The organism is Flammeovirga sp. MY04, from assembly GCF_001682195.2.
In the GTDB taxonomy this organism is placed as follows: Bacteria; Bacteroidota; Bacteroidia; order Cytophagales; family Flammeovirgaceae; genus Flammeovirga; species Flammeovirga yaeyamensis.
The window spans coordinates 2,480,419-2,500,156 of record NZ_CP003560.2 but is presented as its reverse complement, the minus strand read 5'-3'; the positions used below and the strand labels follow the sequence as shown (position 1 = coordinate 2,500,156).

At 35.6% G+C, this 19,738-nt stretch carries 21 protein-coding genes and 1 pseudogene; 10 read left to right on the top strand and 12 right to left on the bottom strand.

All coding sequences use genetic code 11. From position 1 onward, the window contains the following. Positions 1 to 335 precede the first annotated feature (335 nt). Entirely contained in the window at positions 336 to 881 is a 546-nt protein-coding gene (gene hpt / locus MY04_RS10070) for a hypoxanthine phosphoribosyltransferase (protein ID WP_066209267.1), read from the bottom strand. 205 nt (positions 882 to 1,086) lie between these two features. Between hpt and MY04_RS28095 the strand changes: the two genes are divergently transcribed. The 3 genes from MY04_RS28095 to MY04_RS10055 are packed head-to-tail and all read left to right on the top strand — an operon-like array spanning position 1,087 to position 3,114. Next, complete coding sequence (locus MY04_RS28095; RefSeq protein ID WP_066209265.1) at positions 1,087 to 1,695, top strand: hypothetical protein; 609 nt, start codon at positions 1,087 to 1,089, stop codon at positions 1,693 to 1,695. 7 nt (positions 1,696 to 1,702) lie between these two features. Then, positions 1,703 to 2,554: a hypothetical protein gene (locus tag MY04_RS10060; protein WP_066209262.1), complete on the top strand. Its 852-nt coding sequence runs from the start codon at positions 1,703 to 1,705 to the stop codon at positions 2,552 to 2,554. A 5-nt stretch (positions 2,555 to 2,559) separates the two neighbouring features. Beyond that, positions 2,560 to 3,114: a hypothetical protein gene (locus tag MY04_RS10055; RefSeq protein WP_066209259.1), complete on the top strand. Its 555-nt coding sequence runs from the start codon at positions 2,560 to 2,562 to the stop codon at positions 3,112 to 3,114. Here the strand turns inward: MY04_RS10055 and MY04_RS10050 are convergent. The 7 genes and pseudogenes from MY04_RS10050 to MY04_RS10020 form a co-directional block, all read right to left on the bottom strand. After that, on the bottom strand, positions 3,101 to 3,961 hold the full coding sequence (locus tag MY04_RS10050; RefSeq protein WP_066209257.1) for a DUF4249 family protein: 861 nt from the start codon (positions 3,959 to 3,961) through the stop codon (positions 3,101 to 3,103). The genes MY04_RS10055 and MY04_RS10050 overlap by 14 nt on opposite strands. A 2-nt stretch (positions 3,962 to 3,963) precedes the next feature. Continuing rightward, complete coding sequence (locus MY04_RS10045) at positions 3,964 to 6,531, bottom strand: TonB-dependent receptor (RefSeq protein WP_158297643.1); 2,568 nt, start codon at positions 6,529 to 6,531, stop codon at positions 3,964 to 3,966. A 163-nt stretch (positions 6,532 to 6,694) separates the two neighbouring features. After that, complete coding sequence (locus tag MY04_RS10040; RefSeq protein ID WP_257794090.1) at positions 6,695 to 8,200, bottom strand: helix-turn-helix domain-containing protein; 1,506 nt, start codon at positions 8,198 to 8,200, stop codon at positions 6,695 to 6,697. 412 nt (positions 8,201 to 8,612) lie between these two features. Next, positions 8,613 to 8,963 carry a hypothetical protein gene (locus MY04_RS10035; protein ID WP_066209249.1) on the bottom strand — a complete coding sequence of 117 codons (351 nt, stop codon included), beginning with the start codon at positions 8,961 to 8,963 and terminating at the stop codon, positions 8,613 to 8,615. Between the two features lie 77 nt (positions 8,964 to 9,040). Then, positions 9,041 to 9,313: pseudogene (gene hisE, locus MY04_RS10030) on the bottom strand (phosphoribosyl-ATP diphosphatase); the annotation flags it as partial. Positions 9,314 to 9,371: 58 nt separating this feature from the next. Beyond that, positions 9,372 to 9,611: a DUF6952 family protein gene (locus tag MY04_RS10025; protein ID WP_066209248.1), complete on the bottom strand. Its 240-nt coding sequence runs from the start codon at positions 9,609 to 9,611 to the stop codon at positions 9,372 to 9,374. Beyond that, positions 9,611 to 9,928, bottom strand: a complete 318-nt coding sequence (locus MY04_RS10020; RefSeq protein ID WP_066209245.1) for a thioredoxin family protein — start codon at positions 9,926 to 9,928, stop codon at positions 9,611 to 9,613. The genes MY04_RS10025 and MY04_RS10020 overlap by 1 nt, the downstream gene beginning before the upstream one ends. Positions 9,929 to 10,151: 223 nt before the next feature. Here MY04_RS10020 and MY04_RS10015 point away from each other — a divergent pair, with 223 nt between their 5' ends. The 3 genes from MY04_RS10015 (at position 10,152) to MY04_RS10005 (ending at position 12,036) form a co-directional block, all read left to right on the top strand. Next, positions 10,152 to 10,760 (top strand): hypothetical protein, encoded by a 609-nt coding sequence (locus tag MY04_RS10015; RefSeq protein WP_066209240.1) that lies wholly within the window; start codon positions 10,152 to 10,154, stop codon positions 10,758 to 10,760. Positions 10,761 to 10,828: 68 nt separating this feature from the next. Further along, positions 10,829 to 11,125, top strand: coding sequence for a hypothetical protein (locus tag MY04_RS10010; protein WP_158297642.1), 297 nt, complete (start codon positions 10,829 to 10,831; stop codon positions 11,123 to 11,125). A gap of 2 nt (positions 11,126 to 11,127) precedes the next feature. Beyond that, the gene (locus MY04_RS10005) at positions 11,128 to 12,036 is read left to right on the top strand and encodes a site-specific tyrosine recombinase (RefSeq protein ID WP_066209232.1); all 909 of its coding nucleotides are present in this window, start codon (positions 11,128 to 11,130) and stop codon (positions 12,034 to 12,036) included. Between the two features lie 63 nt (positions 12,037 to 12,099). On the opposite strand, the gene MY04_RS10000 is transcribed toward MY04_RS10005, so the two are convergent. After that, positions 12,100 to 12,477 (bottom strand): DUF1987 domain-containing protein, encoded by a 378-nt coding sequence (locus tag MY04_RS10000; protein WP_066209229.1) that lies wholly within the window; start codon positions 12,475 to 12,477, stop codon positions 12,100 to 12,102. Positions 12,478 to 12,490: 13 nt separating this feature from the next. Then, on the bottom strand, positions 12,491 to 13,048 hold the full coding sequence (locus MY04_RS09995; RefSeq protein ID WP_066209227.1) for a SiaB family protein kinase: 558 nt from the start codon (positions 13,046 to 13,048) through the stop codon (positions 12,491 to 12,493). Between the two features lie 393 nt (positions 13,049 to 13,441). Between MY04_RS09995 and MY04_RS09990 the strand changes: the two genes are divergently transcribed. The 4 genes from MY04_RS09990 (at position 13,442) to MY04_RS09975 (ending at position 17,924) form a co-directional block, all read left to right on the top strand. Then, positions 13,442 to 14,536 (top strand): DUF1573 domain-containing protein, encoded by a 1,095-nt coding sequence (locus MY04_RS09990; protein WP_066209221.1) that lies wholly within the window; start codon positions 13,442 to 13,444, stop codon positions 14,534 to 14,536. A 3-nt stretch (positions 14,537 to 14,539) separates the two neighbouring features. After that, positions 14,540 to 15,448, top strand: coding sequence for a hypothetical protein (locus MY04_RS09985; protein WP_066209219.1), 909 nt, complete (start codon positions 14,540 to 14,542; stop codon positions 15,446 to 15,448). Next, complete coding sequence (gene murI / locus MY04_RS09980) at positions 15,448 to 16,227, top strand: glutamate racemase (RefSeq protein ID WP_066209216.1); 780 nt, start codon at positions 15,448 to 15,450, stop codon at positions 16,225 to 16,227. Before MY04_RS09985 ends, murI begins: the two co-directional genes overlap by 1 nt. A 143-nt stretch (positions 16,228 to 16,370) precedes the next feature. Further along, entirely contained in the window at positions 16,371 to 17,924 is a 1,554-nt protein-coding gene (locus tag MY04_RS09975; RefSeq protein ID WP_158297641.1) for a M20/M25/M40 family metallo-hydrolase, read from the top strand. An 82-nt stretch (positions 17,925 to 18,006) separates the two neighbouring features. Here the strand turns inward: MY04_RS09975 and MY04_RS09970 are convergent, their stop codons facing one another. Both MY04_RS09970 and MY04_RS09965 read right to left on the bottom strand, forming a co-directional pair. Then, complete coding sequence (locus tag MY04_RS09970) at positions 18,007 to 18,897, bottom strand: MORN repeat-containing protein (RefSeq protein WP_066209211.1); 891 nt, start codon at positions 18,895 to 18,897, stop codon at positions 18,007 to 18,009. Between the two features lie 9 nt (positions 18,898 to 18,906). Next, on the bottom strand, positions 18,907 to 19,713 hold the full coding sequence (locus MY04_RS09965; RefSeq protein ID WP_066209209.1) for a DUF2490 domain-containing protein: 807 nt from the start codon (positions 19,711 to 19,713) through the stop codon (positions 18,907 to 18,909). Positions 19,714 to 19,738 lie beyond the last annotated feature (25 nt).

Genomic DNA, 19,738 nt, shown 5'->3' with positions numbered 1-19,738 from the left:
CATCTCGTATCAAAAGCCCAGGAATTCATTCCTGGGTTATTGATACGTTTTTTTATACCCAAACCCCAGCATTTAAATATGTTTAGATTTTTATTTGTTTGAATTGAAACAATATTTCAACTAAGACAGTATATATAATCAGAAGTTAGATGAATACGCTTAGTAGATAAGTGAAAAAAATTGAGAGAGAGTTAAGTTCAGATCACCCTAATATCTATGATGTTAGGGTGTTTTTTTGTGCAAAAAAGAAAAGGTGATACTCATAATGAATATCACCTTTGCTATTTATGTATTGATAAGTGAATTTACGTATTAGGTTAAATTCGAATCAATATTTATTTATCTTTTAGTACTAAGATTTCTGGAATGTTTCTTCCGAAACCATCGTAGTCTAAACCGTAACCTACCACAAAACGAGGATCGATTTCAAAACCTACATAATTCACTGTAATAGGAATTTTTAATGCTTCAGGTTTGAACAATAACGCTACTACTTTTACAGAAGCAGGTTCCATTCCTTCTAGGTCTTGGATTAACGCTTGCATTGTACGTCCTGTATCCACGATATCCTCTACAATAACGATATGCTTACCTTTTACTTGATCAGCATTAAAACCAATCAGTTGTTTCACTTTACCTGTGCTCGAAGTACCTTCGTAAGAAGCATATTTCACAAAAGAAATTTCAAGTGGAGTTTTGATTTCTTTTACTAGATCAGAGGTAAACATAAAAGCACCGTTTAGAACACTTACAAAAAGAACCTCTTTTTCTTTGTATTCCGCAGTTAGTTCTTCACCTAAAGTTTGGATACGTTCAGCAATTTGTTCTCTACTAATAAACGGAACAAACTCTTTATCAAGAACTTTTGTTATTTCAGCCATGAGTGAAATTCTATAATGATTGATATTTTTTCAATATTGTTTTAAAGAGACAAATATAATATGTTGAACGCAATATTAATTGTGAGTAAATCCTAAAAGAATAGATTATTTCAAGGTTTTGGATTTTTCATCAATTTCAATCAACTTTATTAGGTTGAAAAACACAATTAGACCATCAACCCACTAATAATTACGAAAATTAGATATGTCTACAGAAGATAAAAAAGGATTTTTTTCAAGATTCGTCAATAATATAGAAGACTACATCAACAACCTAGTGACTTTAGAGGTAAAAACCATTGTTGGAGACTTTAAAGTGGAAGGGGAGAAGGATGAAGTAATCAAAGAGGATAATTCAGAGTTTAAAGTGATGAGTAGTGAGATTCATTTACTTAAAGGGGACATTACCTCTAAAGTAAGTGAAAGCTTGATTCAGGATAAATATGCTTGGGTAAGAGATTTCCATGCACAAAAAGAAGCACACGGTCATCAAATCATTAACGATAATATCCGAGCGATTTACAGTCTTTTTGAATTGTATCAAAAAACTAAAGGGGTGAATGTGCCTGTTTCTGCACCGGAGAATTACTCTTCTCAACCTCAGCTAACACAACATTCGGCAGCAGCTTATACGGCTCAGGAAGCATCGTTTAATCCTGTGGAAGCGGTACCTCCACCACCAACCTTCGAGGCAGCAGCAGAAGTGCATCCCGAAATTCCAGATGTTCCCGCAGATCAAGCCATAGATTTTGAAGCACCTGCAGACGATTTTAATCAAATAGCCGATGAAGGCGACGATACGCCTAAACAATAACTGATCAATGGAGAATTCTTTAAAATCTTTAGCAAGCGAACTTCTCACCTTAGAGGTAAATACCATCTTTAAAGAAAACACGACAGGGGCAAAAATGCCTGTGAACAAACGTGTGGCTTTAAGAGATATCATAGAGCGTTATCGAAAAGTATTATTGGAATACGATGTGGCTGTGAAGGCTCCTATTGCTTCACCTCAGACCGATAAGAATGGCTTTGAGAAAACGGTATTGCAATGCACAGGGGCAGGGGAATATTCATTTATTGAAGTGAAGCACGCTGCTGTAAAAGGAAAAAATTATTACGAAGGACTTCAAAGTAAAATGCAATCTGATGAAGAGTTGGAATTTCTGAAAAACAGGATTCAAATGCTTTATCGTATCGAAAGACAGTCGTCTGGAATGATTGGGCTTTTTAAGAATCAAAGACTAAAATACGCTTCCGAAATAAAAAGTAGGAAGGAAGGCTTTGCCGAAGAATTTGATAAAGGAGGAGTGAACGATGCATTGAATCCGTTTCCTTCACAAATGAAATCGCATGCTTGGAACAACGACATTACCCTTCAGGAAATGAATACCGTTCCGAATCTAGAATTAGATACCGATCAGATTACCGCCATAAGAAAAGCATGGGAATTAGGCACTCAACAAGTCTTGCTTCAGACCGTGGTCCAAATTGATGGAGACGTTACTTCTTATCTAACTCCTAAGTTTGTACACCTTCCCCCTGAATTAAGAAATATGGTCATGAATTTCCATCAAAGTTCGACCAATGAAGCGACCGCACATTGGAGTTCTTTGTTTAAGGTGTTGGCCGATTTAACAGGACAAGCATTTTCTTCTTTATTCGGAAAAAAATAGCGTAAATGATAACTTCTCAACAAGCTGAAGAAAAATTACAATCCTTAAAAGCCTCCAAAGAGGCGGCACAGTTAATATGGAATTCTTTTGAAGAAGGAGGGGTGACGATTCATACCCCTTTTACTTTAAATGGGAAGCCGTATGCCTTTTCTACGTTGATACAGTTGGATGCCGATGTGATCAATTACTTTCCGAATATTAGTGATGCCGATTTCAACCTATACAGCAGAAAGCTAGAAAATGTGAGCAAAAGGCATTGGTATGAAGTTGAATTTGCCTTTTATAAACTAGGGTCGAGTAGACAACTTTGGTACTTACTCTCCGATATCATCTTATGGGGAAGTAATGTCATCGCTTTATTTTCTTTGATGGATTTCGAGAACATCTTAACCACTTTGTATTGGTTGTTATTGCCTGTATTAAGTGGTGTGGTAAGAAAAAAGGTATTGAAAGTAGTCGCTCCTAAATTGTTGAGATTCGCTTTCAACATCAAGAAATTTGTGGAGAGGATACTGAAAAAGCAGGAAAACAAGAAAAAAGAAAAAGCTATTTATTCGTAAGGGAATCAATTACTGCAAAAACTTCAGAATCAGAAACCGATTCAACAGAAAGAAAACCTAATGGACTTTGACCCGCCTCCGTAGATGCAAAATTGGAAGGTGGGTTCTCTACCGAAGCGTTCGTTCCAGAGGCTTCGATTAAGTTATTTACCGCCACATAATAATTATAGACGGAAGCATCGATACTTTTTAAATGTACCTGTATGGTATCCAAAGTACTAAAGGAAGTAAACGGATATTCCACAAACACACTTTTTCCATCAATCCCTTGATCGGTACTTAATGGAATTCGGGTAGGAGTAAGTAATACAAACTGTCCGTTTATCTTTTGAGAAACCCTCCAACTATAGTAATTCTGTTCCTTTTCGGGATCGGTAAAGTGTATTCTTACAATATAATTCTGATCACTTTCTCGAAATGAAATACGGTCAATAGGTACCTCTGTAGGTACTTTTACCTGTGCCTGAAATAGGGTATCTTGTTCCACTTCGTTACCAGGAAGGAAGACGTTAAGCGTATAGAATTGCTTAGGAATTAATCGAATTTGGTTTTGAGGGACATATAACGCTCCAAAGCTAAAAGTGCCTTCATAGGTAAAAGGAAAGGTATTCGTACCAAAATTGGTAGGGAATAATACTACGGATGCGTTTTCGATCGGAGGAAAAGATGTGGTATCGTTAAAGGGCAATGACCTCGATAGTACGATCCTAGATAAAGAACTACTTTCTGATACATTTGCATCTATGATTGTTCGAGTTGCTCCTGTAGGAACATCTAGAAATATGGGTTCTTCGCAACCCCATAGAAATAAAAGTAAAAAGAATAGTAATATGTCTCTTAGCCTCATTGTTAGAACTTGAAGTTATAACTGAATGACGGCAATATACTAAACAAATAGACTTTAACGGTTTCTAATTGCTCCGGATTTACACTATTACTTCTAAATATGTATGAATAAGTGTTTTTTCTAGCATACACATTATAAATAGAAAAATTGAAACTACTCTCGTTTCGTTTCTGCTCATGCATTTTTCTATAGAAAGTAAGAGAGATGTCCAAGTGATGCGTGCTCGGTAAACGGGCTGCATTTCTGTCGCCATAAATAGGAATCACATACCCATCTTTATGGTGTTTTCCTATCGGTGATGTAAATGGTCGACCTGAAGCATAATTCCATACCGCCGAAAACTGAATCTGCTTCGTAATTTCGAAGGAAGCCAAGATATTAAAAACGTGTCTTTGATCTTGATTGGTTGCATACCAATTGTTGTTATTAATACCGTCTACTTGCATTTGAGAATAACTCCAAGTATAAGATATGGATCCAGTTACCGTTCCTTTTCTTTTTCTAAACAAAGTCTCAAAACCATAGCTTCTGCCAATACCTGTGGAGACATCATTTAATAAATTATCTGGAGATACAAACTGACCGTTTGGCTTTAGTTCTAATATATTTTCAGAATCCTTATAGTAGGCATCCAAAGAAATATCAAAAGCTCCGTCTTTTATTTTATTGATGTATCCAATACTGAATTGATTATTGATCAGCGGATTAATGTCCTCATTCGCGGGTACCCAAACCCCGGCATTACTTGGTAATGTAGACAGGTTTAACTCTTGGGCATACTGCGACATGCGGTCGTAGGCCAATCGAACCGATTGTGTTTTGGTTAGTCCAACACTAATCGATAATCTAGGATCAAAGTTGTGATGAGTGTTATTTATCTGTAATCCCTCATTGTAGATTGTATCTTGCAATGCTGTGGTCGTAGGAGTGTCTGCTGTTCCTAAAGGAGTAGCAATAGGGATATATTCTCTTTTGTTTTTGAAATTATCAAACCTAGAATAACGACCACCAATACCTAATTTCACTTTATCAGCAATGTTCCATTCCACATCAAAATATCCGGCACTTTCTAAAGACCGAATGTCTTGTGCTTCTGTAGGCGTAATAATACTTTCTTGATCGTAGGGAGTGATATCCCCCGAATTATATAAATGGAACATACTTTCCACTCCACCTTTTAAAGTAAGGAAAGGAGTAAGGTAATGTTCAAGGTTGTATTTTAAACCAAGATCGTCGATGGTATAGGATGTTCTATAACTTGTTTCGGGTACTGAATTGATAATGTTTGAGACATTATAATGGGTGTACCATAAACTTAGATTGCTGTATAATTTTGATGATAGAAGGGAAGTCCAAGTCACGTTTGCAGTGTTATTTCCCCACTCACTACTTGATACATCCTCAAAGGCTAATCGGTCTCTACTAAAATAACCTGATGTTGTAATGGTATTCTTTTCGTCTAATTGGAATTTTAGCTTCGTGCTTAAATCATAAAATAGAATGGAGTTTAAACCTTCACCACTTATCTGAAATAAATCGGTGTAGGGTCTTCTACCTGATATAATAAAAGACGATTTATCTTTCTTTATCGGGCCTTCCAATGTTAAGTTCGCAGATATTGTTCCTACACCTCCAGAAATATTATAATTCTGACTGTTTCCTTCTCTTAAATGCACATCGATTACAGAAGATCCTCTACCTCCGTATTGGGCAGGTAATCCACTTTTATAGGTTTTAACTGATTTAAGGGAGTTGGTATTAAAAATTGAGTAGAACCCTAGACTGTGGGTCGCGTTGTATATGGGTACATTATCAATGAGAAATAGGTTTTGATCAGTTCTACCTCCTCTTACAGATAGTTCGCTACTTCCTTCGTTGGCACTTTTAAAGCCTGGCATCAATTGTAATGATTTAATCACATCACCTTCCCCTAAAATCATAGGGAGTTCTTTCGTGATTTCCGGAGATACCTTTGTGATATTACTTAATTCCAGCACACCATCATAAATTTCGGAGTTACTGGAAAGGATAAGGACTTCTTTGAGTTTGGTTTCGCGAACATCCAACTTCATGTTGAGTTGGTATTCTTTATTGACTTGAATAACAGTGTCAATTCCTTGGAACCCTAAAGATTTGATGCGAATGTTATATTTTCCTAGAGGGACAGAAATAGAGAAGAAACCGTCGACGTTGGTCACGGTACCGATATCGAGGTCGTCAAAATAAATGGAAGCACCGATAATGGTTTCGTTGGTGAATTTCTCTCGAACAATACCACTAACGGTATATTTGGCCATTCGTCGGCCTTCTTTAGAATCAAGAGGTATTCTACGAACGGTGACGATGACATCATCGTCATCAATTCGGAAATCGAGGAATTTACCATCAAACATATAGTGAAGAATTTCGACCAAAGAGGCTTCTTTGTTGAAATTAATACGTTTTACCATAGGGATGTTGTCATCACTGTAGATAAAGTTGACCTCACACATTTTAGCAATAGCGTCGATGGCTTCAAGATAGGTGGCTTCTCTAAAAGCAAAAGGGTATTTCTTCTCCTGAGCAACCAAATTATTGGATGTTAGGAAATGAAATAAAAAGATAAAAAATAGGTATATGAATTTGTTTCTTATCAATTTAGAGAAGGCTTTGAGCAATAACAATCTTCAAATGTAATAGGAAATTATTAACATTGAAGATGATATTCATCTAAAATAAAAAGCATTTATCTTACTAAGATACAACTCCTTTTCCTAAAATTGATTCTAAGGCAGTAATTCTTTCCTTTTCTTGTTGATGTTTCTTTAAAACATCCGCTTCAGAAGCTCTAACTGAACAGTCCACTGATGGACATCTTTCGCAAGTTTCGTTCACGAACTCCATTCTTACTTTTTCAGATTGCCATAAATTGGTCTTCTTTCTAAAGTCGTCGTTCATTAAGAAGCCAATCGTGATACTTGTATCAATAGTTTCGTCAACTAAAGGAAGGGCACGAGCCACAGAGATACAGAAATACTCTTTTCCAGAAGTAATGTATCGAGAAACCTGTGCATCGCAAAGGTATTTTTGGTCGATACCTTCTTTTCTGTTTTTCTCTAGATCTTCAAAGATTTTCAGCGACACCCATTTTCTACAATAGTGTTCTGAAAGTACAGTTCCGTGAGGGCTATGAAGACCGTCTAAGTGAAGTTCTTTTGTAAGTGTATATTTATTGCTTCCAGGAATATGATCCAATCGTAAGAAGAATATTTTACTTAAACCAAAATGTTTAGGAAGAATACTAGTAAGACGATATAGGAATGTTTCTGGAGAAGTATTGTGCTTAAGAATCAAATCGATGAAACCATCGAAAGAGAAAGTTCTGCTTTCTACAATTTCCCTTACATCTTCAATGATTTTATCTTCAGGAATCAATAAAGCACCAGCAAAATACGTCGCCATGTAATCATTGAAAAGCATATCGAATGATTTCACATTCATCCAAGAGTACGTCAAAGATCTCTCTTTGATACCTAATACTTGGAAAGCCGCTTCACGAGCGTAAATAAAAGTTTTACGTCTAGAATTCAGCTTTTTATTGATCATTAAGGTTGGAATACCATCGTCACTCATTTTAATGACCGATCGGAAAGTATCCAACGCTTGATGTTCACTTAAAGACTCATCATCAATTTCATACCCACAGTAATTTCTGAGGTAAGAATAGAGTTGTTGTTCTAAAGGTTCATCGTCGTTGATCTGCTTTTTTCTAAATTCACGAGCTGCTTTTTCAATATCTTCAAAATAGTTATCATGAATTTCTTGATACGATCTTAATACAGAGAAATAGAAATTCTCTACCGTAAGGTTGTAGTTACGAGAAATTTCAACGATAGTATTGACGAAGGCCGATAATTTTGAAGGAGCATCAGACATTAACTCTAGTAGGTTTCTTGGTTCTAGACCAAAAACATCTAAAGGTAATTCTTGAAGGATGTTGGAATTTAAAAGCTTGGAGATAGCACCAAGTTTTTTGGAAATTTTGAGTGATACTAACTCATCATAACTTACACCAAGAGAGGAGGCTAAAGCTGTAATTTTATTCCTTTTTGGATATTTTTTTCCTTTTTCAATTTCATTGATATATGAAACAGACATCTCGGCTTTCTTGGCTAACTCCGATAATGAAAAATTATTTTCTTGTCTATACATACGGATTTTTAGTCCGAATATGAGACGGATATTTTCCTCTAAAATCACAGGCTTGGCTTCTTTCGCACTTGGTTAAATGATTGCAGTCTATATTATCTACAACGACAAAATAGAACTTTGAATTTTCGCAGGTGTAGGGTGTTTTATTTCTATCAATCTACGAATTATTATAAAGTTACTCTAAAAAAGTTCTGATTTTTCAGCATAAATAGATAATAACTGTAAAATTAGGACAGATTTAGTAAAAAATATAATGTTTTGCGAAATTTCGCTTTTATTTACTGTTACGTTTATTTATTTTTGTATCAAAGATTAGCGAATCGATTAAAAGCAAATAATATATATGCTTTTCTTCTGTTCTTTTTCCAGAAAAGGAAAGCTAATAATCAGATATATAATTTTTCGTTTTCAGAAAAGCCTATCCTTTCAGAGGATAGGCTTTTTAGTTTTTATATTTTTCCTAAGAGGCTAGAAATACAAATAATCCGGAGATGAAAACCAGCAATCCAGCAGCGGCAACAGTTGCCGTACCATAAGCCACAAGATCCTTTGCTAAATTACCTTTGCTCGGTAATGCAGCCGCACCATAGTGTCTCGTAGAGAAAGCTAAGCGAACTCTACGTTTTTTGTCTAATGACCAAGTGACCATTTGAGGGCTTAATTCTATAACAAGATCGAAATCTTCTCGAAGTTCTGCATCAGAGATTAGTCGTCTGAGAAACTTTTCTGTTTCGTGTTGTGATAGCTTTCCATCAAAGTAGTCCTCAATGAGCGTGATATTGTGAAATGATAGGTTTTCTAGGGTCTTCATCTGTATAAAGTAGTAGGGCAAATTATGTTATTCTGTAGATAAGAATAAGATAATAAAAAGCTACTTCAGAAGCCAATTTATTTGTGACGTTGTTCTAAAATTTTAGTCACATCTTCTAAGCTGTAACCTTTTGCTCTTAATAATACAATATAATGGTATAATAAGTCAGCGGCTTCATTTAAGAATAAATCTTCGTTGTCATCTTTTGCTTCAATAACAAGTTCGACTGCTTCCTCTCCAACTTTTTGGGCTACCTTATTAATTCCTTTAGCAAAAAGGCTACTAGTGTAGGATGTATCCGAAGGATTCTCGTGTCTATCCTTAATTGTTTTTTCTAGTGCCTCTATAAATTCTAAAGCCATAGTCTTATTATTATAATTTATTTTATCTAAAAATGTTTTCTAAACTCTATGAGATACTTCCTCTCACCATTTGAGTATAGGCTCTTAAGGCGGTTTTAAATTCCTCTCCAGCTTCTACTTTCTCCTTAATCCAAATGGCAGCGAAAGCATGTGTTAGTTGTTCGCCTTCATCTTCTCCTTCGATGTTAATCTCTGGAGTTAATTCTTCAGCAAGTGCTTCTTCAGCTGCTTGAAGTTGCTCAAGACTATAGGTCTCGACCAATTTTTTAATTACCGGAATCTTCATTATTTCAATTTTTCAATAAGTTCAACAACGGCGTCTTCTTTAGACATTGGTCCGCCTTCTACTAATTTACCGTCTTTAAAGATGGCAAAAAATGGAAGGTTGTTTACACCTGCCAAGGCTCTAGCTTCAGGACTTTCTTCTGCATTTACATCTAAAAATGCTATTCCTTCGAACCTTTCATCGCCAGATAGTCGTTTAAATTTTGGTTTAAATAAACGACAGCTTCCGCACCATCCTGCAAAATATTTTACGACAACTTTATCATTCTCGCTGATAAGTGTGTTGAAATTGCTATCATTAGCATCAATTACTGGCATATGTATCTATTTTAGGGTGTTTATATTACTAAAAATTAAATAGATCGAGGGTTTTAAGACATAAAAATGAATACTTAATTTTCACCTTTCAATCTATTTTATAACCTTTGCAAAAATAGAAATAAATATTGAAATTCTAGGAATGTGGTAGAGTATGTTTCAGCAAAAAAAGTATTCTTATTTTGAGCTGATTAAATAGGCTGCATCCATAAAAAATACAAAGATGGGATTAAAAACACGTGTGTATGTGTCCGATGTGGATAACTTAGGAGATGGAAGATATTGTGCAGGTATGGGTGTGGAAATGATTGGATTTCCGATTGAAGAAAACCATCCTCGTTTTGTCTCTACCGATAAGTTCAAAGAAATTGCAAGTTGGTTGGCAGGAATTAAGTTTGCAGGCGAAATCTATGATGCTGCAAATGTAGATCTATCTGCTTATGATGCCATCGAGTCAGTAATTACAGACAATCCAGCTTTAGTAAATGAACTTGCGGGTCAAGGTAAGTCTTTGATGTACAAAATTAAGGTGGAAGACTTTGATGCGGTGGAACATCAAATGGCATTATTGGAAGCAGATGTAGATACGTTTGTGCTAGAGTTTTCTAATACTTTATCATCAGAAGATTTTTCAAAAATTAAATCATTAACTGAAGAGTATAAAGTGATCATCGGTGGTGGTTTTGATGAAAACACAGTAAATGATCTTTTGGATCAAGCTTCGCCTGAAGGTATTGCCTTAAAAGGCGGATCTGAAGTGAGTGTTGGCGTTAATACTTTCGACGGTCTAGTGGAAGTGCTTGAAGCGATTGAAACAGACGAGTGGGTTTAGTTCAATCTCGAAAATATATTCTAAAGAGTAAGGTGGAAACTTTACTCTTTTTTTATAACTTGATGTTTATGTACATAGAAGCGTGGAAAAAAATATGTGATCGATTTGAACTGGAAGAAGATGGTTTTGATGCCGAATCTTTTGGTGAAACAGCAGATCGACTTTCGGAGTATTTTGAGCATTTATTACGAACAGACTCCAGTAAATTAATGAACGGACTTTACCGAATAGATGTAAGAGAAGATTTAGTGAAAGAGGCCTTCCAAGAAGGTAGTCTATCGGATATTGCCGATGCTTTAGCACGTCTTGCCTTACGTAGGGAATGGGAAAAAGTGAAAATGAGAGAACGTTGGTCGAGTAAGTAATTATGGAGTGGAATGCGTTGATTAAGGATTTTGGGATGTACTTGAAATTAGAAAGAAGTATGTCTGAAAATACCATAGAGGGGTATATTAGGGATGTTTCTAAACTATCGAATTATCTTTTGATGAACGAAAGTGAGCTGACTGCGGCTACCCTCACACAAAGTGATGTGCTTACCTTTTTAGCCTATTTGAACAAAGAATTTCATGTCGCTACCTCCTCACAGGCAAGGTTGTTATCTGCCATTAAATCGTTTTATAATTATCTAAACGAAACAGATGTAACTGAAAATAACCCTGTAGAACTGATAGAGGCACCTAAACTGCCTAGCAAATTACCCGATACTTTAGATGTGGAAGAAATTGATGCTTTAATAGGAGCAATTGATTTAACTACCTACGAAGGAAGAAGAAATAAAGCCATCTTAGAAGTATTGTACGGTTGTGGCATTCGTGTTTCCGAATTGGTCAATCTAACGTTGGACGCATTGTTTTTTGAGGAAGGGTTTATCAGAGTCATTGGTAAAGGCGATAAAGAGCGATTTGTGCCGATTGGCTATGAAGCTATGAAACAAGTCACCCTTTATTTGGAAAACGATAGAATTACAAAATCACCTAAAAGGGGAGAAGAGAATATTGTGTTTTTAAATAGAAGAGGGGCAAGGTTAACAAGGGTAATGATTTTTACGATTATCAAAAGGTTGTCCTTAGCTATTGATTTAGGTAAAAACATCTCTCCACATACCTTTAGGCATTCTTTTGCTTCGCATATGGTCGAAGGAGGAGCAGATTTAAGAGCAGTTCAAGAAATGTTGGGTCACGAATCAATTACTACGACCGAAGTGTACACTCACCTAAATAAAGATTACCTACAGCAGATAATTACGGATTTCCATCCAAGAATTCAGACCTAAAAAAGGGACTATTTCATTTTATTGAAATAGTCCCTTTTTACAGATTTTTTAGATACTTATATCTTAATAAGGAAGAAGGTTGAAAGGTAACTCTACATCATCAGAGTATTCCTCACCACTTTCCAACATATCTACATCGTTTTCTTCGTAGTACCAGTTTACAGTAACGTTACCACTCTTATCGTTTTGATAATCTTCTAACATTGTCAAAATTTCTAAGAAACGTCTCGAAGATGACGTATTGAAATATGACATTTTAAAGTTTAAGGTAATTGTTTTTCCTGCTTCTTCAAGGTAATCTTCTAACCAACTAAAAATTGGTCCAAAAAACTCAGTCGTATATTCGTGATATGATTCACCCTCAAGTTCTAATACTCCAGTTTGAGCATTAAAATCGATTCTAGGTATATAAGTTGATCCGTCAATATGGAAATTCTCCATGCTAATTCGTTTTTTATAGTTCTTTGTTAACTTTTACCGACAAAATAAAGAATGATCTAGTTTCGTCGTAGTCTTTTATGTTTATTTCAATAGGGTTACCCGATTTTCTAACCATGTCGATAAAGCCAAGGTTTGCACCAGGTTTACCTTCCCTTTGAGGCATTTTACGCTGTTCGCGATAGAATTTCTTCAACTCATCAGCATCCAAACCATTAATGTAGTTCGCTCTTTCGATTAGAGGAGGAACTTCTGTTTTAATGATGCAGTTTCCTGAAGTGATGATATAGTGATCTTCATCTTCTGCAATAGCCACAATTCCTACACCAATATCTCTGCCATCTTTTTCAGAATATTGCTTTTCGGCAGAATAGTGATGAATATTTTGAGCCATTTCGATGACGATAGCGAAAAGACGTTTTGCTATAACCCTACTTTCAGGAGTATTTCTAAGACTTTTACCTATAAGAGCAAGAACATCCTGAGAGAAAATTCCTTGGAAAGCCAAAGATATTTTTCTTTCGGACAATTGCTGTTTAAAAGTCTTAACACTGAAATGTTCTATGTATGCCATAAGTATCGGCCTCTTTGTCGTTTAAAAAATCTGTAAAAACTATCAATTAGGCAATAGTTAAAAAACTGATTATGTTGCTCAGGATAGCATCCAAGATACTATTTTAAAAATAATAAACTTAAAAAAAGAGCATAATTCTTGAAAGAAAAAATTGAATCATTTTTTAAAACATGGTTACATCTGTAAAAAAAGATCCTTTTAGTTTAGTCATTTTACATTTAAATAATTGATAAAATGATGTTTTTCACTTCAAAATAGAAATTTTACACTCTATTTACTTTTATTGCTACAACTTTTTTGCCACTTATTGTCATAACGGTAAAAAATGATTGTCAGTATATAAATGATCTTTTAATTTTACGTTATTAAAAAAATATTTCAACAAATAATAAGATGAAAGGGAAAATCAGTTGGTTAGTCATTTGTGTAGGAATTTTATTTCATCACTCTTTAGTTTTCGGACAAGCAAAAATTCAATTTGATAAAAACATTCACGACTTCGGAGAAATTCAGGAAAGCGACGGAGATGCAGATGTCGTTTTTGAATTTACAAATACAGGTAATAAACCACTTACATTAACTTCAGTAAAAGCCAGCTGTGGATGTACCACTCCAGATTGGTCTACCGATCCTGTGGCTCCAAATGCCAAGGGATACATTAATGTAAAATATTCAACGAAAAGCAGACCAGGGAAATTTAATAAAACCATCTCTGTGCGAACAAATGGAACACCACAGGTACTTTTATTATCTATTAAAGGTAATGTGATTCCAAGACCAAAGGGTCCGAAAGACTGGTATCCTATGGAAATGGGGAGTTTACGTTTCAAAACCACTCATTTTGTCTTCAATAATATCAAAAATACGGAGAAGGATACTTTATCAACAATTATCTATAACCAGACTAAAAATCCTATCGAATTATATTACGATCAAGTCAAATTGCCTAAGCATATGGCTTTTTGGGGTGATAAATCAACTGTTGCGGCGGAAGACACACTTGTGGTTTACTTAAGCTATGATGCTTCACAGAAAACAGATTACGGATATATTTTCGAGTATTTCCAACTGCCAACATCAGACGTAAAACAACCAAAGAAACGTATCAATATTTCTGCACATATTAAAGAAGACTTTTCTAGTGTGGCAGATAAAAAAGCAGAATGGCCTAAAGCAACTTTTGATAAGAAAAAGCACGATTTTGGCGAGATGAAGGCGTTAGATAAAGCATCAACGATGTTTACGATTAAAAACGATGGTAAAACCAAATTATTAATTCGTAAGGTAAAAGCTTCTTGTGGATGTACAGCGACTAAGCCGAATAAAACAGAATTAGCTCCTGGAGAATCGACTACATTGGATGTTACTTTTACTGCGGGTAACTACAATAGATCTGTAACAAAATCGATTACAGTAATTACAAACGATCCGGACCATCCAGAAAATACATTGCAAATTTCTGCTGATGTTAAATCTGCTGAGGAATAGAAAATGACAAAAAGAATAAAAATATTAATCGGAGTGAACCTATGTCTTCTTTTGGCCATAGGTTTCTCTTTTATCTCCTTAGAAAGTATTGGAGAGAAAGATAAAGGAACCACTTTCTTTAGTATCATGGATTTATCTGTGGTCGATGGTTTTGTTTTGAATGGACAACAAATCCAACGTACTGATGATGGAAGATGGTTGCTGAATAATAAAGTGGATGTGGCACCGAGAATGATCGGCAACTTATTCCAAGCCATTCAACAAACTTCTATCATCCAACAATCTGAAGCAGCTTTGCCAACAAAAGGAGTTGAAGTGAAAGTACAGACGGGAGGAGCCACTATTTTTGAAGGTGTGATTGCATCTTCAGGGGATGCATCCTCTTTTGGACAGAAAAATGGTAAAACCTATCAGATAGAAATTCCAGGGCAGTTTATCAATATAGAACAACTATTTGATGCTAACACTAGCTGGAGAGATAAAACAGTCTTTAGAACTTCTTGGAAGACCCTAAAGTCATTCAGTATGAATTACAGACTGAACCCAGAGAACAATGTCAATATTCTATTCAAAGATCCTTTCTATGCGGTAGAGGATGTCACTGCTTTAGATTCTGCAGCGGTATATCAGTTTATATCGGCTTTGCCTAAATTACAAGTGCAAGAATATAGAGACGGAACTCAATTTTATGAGGATACGGTTCAAAAGTTTAAGCCTTTCTGTGAAATAGAAATGTCTGATATGGTGCCTACTTACAATACCTCATTTAAAGTTTTTCCATTTGATGATAATGTTTTCTTCTATTTTCCGTTAACAAAAGAGGTAGGTGTTTTATCGCCCAACCAAGTTCAAGATATGTTTGTTTCTTGGCATTTCTTTGATGCTAATGACCCAAGAAAAAGAGGTAAATAATGATTGGAATTTTTGATTCTGGATATGGTGGCTTATCAGTTCAAAAAGCAGTGATGCAATTGATGCCGACCACATCTATTGTTTATTTTGCGGATCATCAATACTGTCCTTATGGTAGAAAATCTAAGGAAGAGTTGATAGAAAGAGCTTTTTTTATTGTCGATGCACTTATTGAACAAGGAGCACAGTTAATTATTGTTGCTTGCAATACAGCGACAGCAGCTGCTATAGATACGTTGAGGGAAAAGTACGATATTCCTTTTGTGGGAATGGAACCTGCGATTAAACCTGCAGCTTTGGCCTCAACATCAAAAAAAGTGGGAGTATTGGCGACAGAAGGAACATTTTCTGGGAAACTATTTAAGCAAACAAAAGAAAAGTTCGCACAAGGAGTGGAGGTCATCATTCAAGAAGGAGTAGGATTAGTAGAGTTGGTTGAAAAAGGATTGATGGGGACCTATAAAGCGCATCAAGTGCTTTATCCAATTATTGCTAAAATGAAGGCACATCGTGTGGATCATTTGGTATTGGGGTGTACACACTATCCTTTCTTAAAAGATGACATTCAAAAGATGTTGGGAGATAAGGTCAGATTAATTGATCCTTCCCCTGCGGTAGCCCAACAAGCACAAAGGTTATATCAAAAGGATGAATCTAAACCTGAAATCAAAAAGTATTATCGCTTTATCACTTCAGGATTAAAAGTAAAAGAATATAGAAGGAACATCCTTCAATTGCTTCAACTTGATGAAGAAAACACCTTGTTTATGTACGAATAAACAAGGTGTTCTTTTTATATCAGGATAATTAATATTAACGATTCAATATTTAAATTAAGAACTAGATTAACGACTTTAGTGTCATAAATACGGTATTCCTAAAAGTTGAATACTAAAAACGATTACATACTACCTAAATGAGAATGAAGAAATTACTTACTTCAGTTTTACTATTGAGTGCCTCTACATTATGGGCACAGCAATCTCCAAAAGATAAAGGTCTACAAGCAATTGACGAGGCGACAATTCAGTCTTCATTAACGTACTTATCTTCCGATTGGATGGAAGGTAGAGAAGCCGGGCGTCCGGGTGCCTACAGGGCCGCAGAATATATTGCAAGCATGTTTGAATTTATGGGGTTAGAGCCTGCAGGTGATTCTGTGGATGGTCAGCCTACTTATTTTCAAAATTTTGATGTACTCGAATACAGAGCTGCAGACAAGCAGTTTTTATCAGTAAAAACGAATAATGGACAAGAACATACGTTTACTTATCATACCGATTTTGAAGTGAAAGCGGCTCCTGCTTCTATTTCAGGGAAAGGAAATATTGTATTTGTAGGCTATGGTTTAGATATCGATTCTTTAAAGTATAACGACTTCTACAAAAAGAATGTGGAAGGGAAAGTGTGGTTAAGATTAAAAGGCAAACCGACGAAAGGGAAAGTAGGTGAAGCGTTAAAAGATCTGCCAGCAAAGCAATTACATAAAACGAAAGAGAAGTTAGCAGAGCAATATGGTGCTTTGGCCATTATTGAAATTGATGCTTTAGGTCAGTTACCAACAACAGCCGCCAACTTCCCATTCAGAGACAATAGAAAGTACTACGAGGGAGATCATAAACTATCTTCTTTTTACGATACAAGATTTTATAGTCCAGTGTCGAAGCCAAGTGAAATTGCACCAGTGTTTATGGGTGGTGAATACTTAATGGCTAGTCTTATTAATAAGAACGAAGTGTTTAAATACATGAAGAGTGTGGGTGAAACAAAACTGTATAACCCATCACTTTCAGCAAAATCTGCCACATTTAAATCAAATGCGATTGTGGAGAGAAAAAGACTGAGAAATGTATTGGCAAAAGTGACGGGACAGATGCCTGACTCTGTAGTAGCCATTGGTGCTCACTACGATCACTTGGGTAAAAGAGAGGGGTATATTTGGAATGGTGCCGACGATAACGCCTCTGGTGTGGCTGCAATTTTAGGTATCGCAAAAGCCGTGAAAGCAACGGGTGTTCAACCAAAAAGAACGATGTTATTTGCTTCTTGGACTGGAGAAGAAAAAGGCTTGCACGGTTCTAGAAATTTCTTGCTGAATTATAAAGATCCATCACAAATCAAGATGTATCTTAACTTTGATATGATTGGTAGAAGAGGGGATTGGCACTCAAAAGACAATCAAGTGAGCTTTATCTACACTGCCGAACATCCTGAAACTTGGGATCTAAACGAGCAAAATATCAAAGATTATTCATTGAACTTAGAAATGTTTGATGGGAAGTCGAAAAAAGGTGAAGCCGGTGGATCAGATAATGTGAACTTCGATAGCTACGGTATTCCTTATTTCTGGTACCATACAGGAGGTCATGAAGATTACCATCAAGTTTCTGATCATTCAGATAAAATTATGATGGATAAAGCAGCTGAAATTACAAAATTAAGCTATTTAAATATTTGGGATATTGCGAATGAATAATCGTAAGTCCCGATAAAATAAAAATCCCATCTTGAGCAAATCAAGATGGGATTTTTTATTTATAATGAGTGATGAAAGCGAATTACATTTCCTTCTCACCCTTTCCTTTCTTATTTCCTTTAGGCTTGTCTTTTTTCCAAACCCCTTCATAGATTTTTTTGTTGTCTTTATCGAAGATCACACCAAAACCATCTCTTAAGTTGTTTGCCCAGAAACCCTCGTATCTTTCGCCAGATTGGAAGTAATATACTCCAAAACCGTCTCTGATACCGTTTTTATAGTTTCCTTCGTAACGGTCGCCATTCGCCCAAGTATAAATACCTTTACCATTTTGCATGTTGTCCTCCCAAAGACCTTCGTAGAATCCTTTTTTCTCGAAAACAGCATATCCAAAACCATTGGCTTTTTCGTTTCTCACCTCACCAATATATTTAATCTCGGCACCATCAAAATTGATGATATCCAAACGGTTGATTTGCTTGTCTTTTAAATCAAGTTCTTTTTTCAGGTTCTTGATCTCTTTATAGTTTTTAAATAGATCAGACTCTAAATGTCCCTTATCGATGGTTAGTGTTCTATTGACTTTCTTCAAGTAATAGATACTATCCGATAATTCATCTTGATTAAAACGCAACTCAGAGATATGGTTTTCCTTATGATAATAACGCTCTTCTAACTCGTTGATTTTATTATAAGGCACCTTCTGAGAGGAGATGTACTCCATGGCTTTATCCGTATGCGCACTCGTTTGATGAATGCTATCCAATGTTTGATAGTGAATCAATGCTTCAGTGAAATTATGACTAATCAATAAAGAATCTGCTTTATTTTTTAGTGATAATTTTTCCAATTCATCGTTTTTCTCTTCCAATACGAGTACTTCCTTTTCTAATTCTTCAATTTGAGATTTCATATAGAAACCCACTACGATGAGTATAATTAAAGAAGGAATAGTATAAAGTATTTTTTTCATAACTGATAATTAATAACCAAGGTTGATCTTCGGAATAGCATCGCCTTTTCTGGTATCTAAACCAATAAATACGTTGATTCTGAAAATATGACTTGTTCTATATTGATACCCAGAAGTTTTTTGTCCTATGGTCCACATATGACCGGCAAACAATGTAAAGCTATTGTTGATGACATAGCCTACACCATTATAGGTACGGAAATCTTCAAAAGGGTTGTAAGCAATCGATTTTCCAGAATGCATAAAGATCTCTGCACTTGGAGAAACAAAAATTGACCCTTTTTCAATTTTAGGTTTGTTTACGGGGATATAGGCAAAAACTTTATATCTATACCTGTTGGTATAATCGTATTCTGCACCAATATCATTTTTTCTTTTCCATCTGTGTTCGAAACGGAATTGATGATACATTTTTACCCTTCCCATGGCAGGCATTTTAAATAGCCACTGATGCCAAATACGGAACTCGTTTGTGAACGGTTCGTATTCTTCATCATTACCAGGTTCAGGAGTATAATTGACCACGTATGTTGGACCAATTACGGCTTCAAAGTAATCGTTGAAAAATATGTTTAGACCTGCTCTGTTATAGATCTGTCTCGGTCTTCCAACAAATGAGTTTACATTGTCGATAGCATTTCTCGAACGATAGTGGTGCTCCCCATAATAGCCAAATTTCTCAGAAAATCTGACTTTAATGTACACACCTTCCCAAAGGCCTGTTTCCTCAAGATTAACCTCTGGTCCCTCTTGTGCAAAAAGGCTGAATGAACTTATACTCAGTAGTATAAATAAAGCTTGTAGTTTTCTTAGCATGTAAAAAAAATAAATAGTAAGAAGA

Excerpts from the sequence above, each read along its gene's own strand:
- MY04_RS10010 (WP_158297642.1), top strand. The coding sequence starts at position 10,829 with ATGTACATAGAAGCGTGGAAAAAAATATGTGATCGATTTGAACTGGAA.
- MY04_RS10050 (WP_066209257.1), bottom strand. The coding sequence starts at position 3,961 with ATGAGGCTAAGAGACATATTACTATTCTTTTTACTTTTATTTCTATGG.
- MY04_RS10025 (WP_066209248.1), bottom strand. The coding sequence starts at position 9,611 with ATGAAGATTCCGGTAATTAAAAAATTGGTCGAGACCTATAGTCTTGAG.
- MY04_RS10060 (WP_066209262.1), top strand. The coding sequence starts at position 1,703 with ATGGAGAATTCTTTAAAATCTTTAGCAAGCGAACTTCTCACCTTAGAG.
- MY04_RS10035 (WP_066209249.1), bottom strand. The coding sequence starts at position 8,963 with ATGAAGACCCTAGAAAACCTATCATTTCACAATATCACGCTCATTGAG.
- murI (WP_066209216.1), top strand. The coding sequence starts at position 15,448 with ATGATTGGAATTTTTGATTCTGGATATGGTGGCTTATCAGTTCAAAAA.
- MY04_RS09990 (WP_066209221.1), top strand. The coding sequence starts at position 13,442 with ATGAAAGGGAAAATCAGTTGGTTAGTCATTTGTGTAGGAATTTTATTT.
- MY04_RS10015 (WP_066209240.1), top strand. The coding sequence starts at position 10,152 with ATGGGATTAAAAACACGTGTGTATGTGTCCGATGTGGATAACTTAGGA.
- MY04_RS10000 (WP_066209229.1), bottom strand. The coding sequence starts at position 12,477 with ATGGAGAATTTCCATATTGACGGATCAACTTATATACCTAGAATCGAT.
- MY04_RS09970 (WP_066209211.1), bottom strand. The coding sequence starts at position 18,897 with ATGAAAAAAATACTTTATACTATTCCTTCTTTAATTATACTCATCGTA.
- MY04_RS09985 (WP_066209219.1), top strand. The coding sequence starts at position 14,540 with ATGACAAAAAGAATAAAAATATTAATCGGAGTGAACCTATGTCTTCTT.
- MY04_RS09975 (WP_158297641.1), top strand. The coding sequence starts at position 16,371 with ATGAAGAAATTACTTACTTCAGTTTTACTATTGAGTGCCTCTACATTA.
- MY04_RS10055 (WP_066209259.1), top strand. The coding sequence starts at position 2,560 with ATGATAACTTCTCAACAAGCTGAAGAAAAATTACAATCCTTAAAAGCC.
- MY04_RS28095 (WP_066209265.1), top strand. The coding sequence starts at position 1,087 with ATGTCTACAGAAGATAAAAAAGGATTTTTTTCAAGATTCGTCAATAAT.
- MY04_RS09995 (WP_066209227.1), bottom strand. The coding sequence starts at position 13,048 with ATGGCATACATAGAACATTTCAGTGTTAAGACTTTTAAACAGCAATTG.
- MY04_RS10005 (WP_066209232.1), top strand. The coding sequence starts at position 11,128 with ATGGAGTGGAATGCGTTGATTAAGGATTTTGGGATGTACTTGAAATTA.
- MY04_RS10020 (WP_066209245.1), bottom strand. The coding sequence starts at position 9,928 with ATGCCAGTAATTGATGCTAATGATAGCAATTTCAACACACTTATCAGC.
- MY04_RS09965 (WP_066209209.1), bottom strand. The coding sequence starts at position 19,713 with ATGCTAAGAAAACTACAAGCTTTATTTATACTACTGAGTATAAGTTCA.
- hpt (WP_066209267.1), bottom strand. The coding sequence starts at position 881 with ATGGCTGAAATAACAAAAGTTCTTGATAAAGAGTTTGTTCCGTTTATT.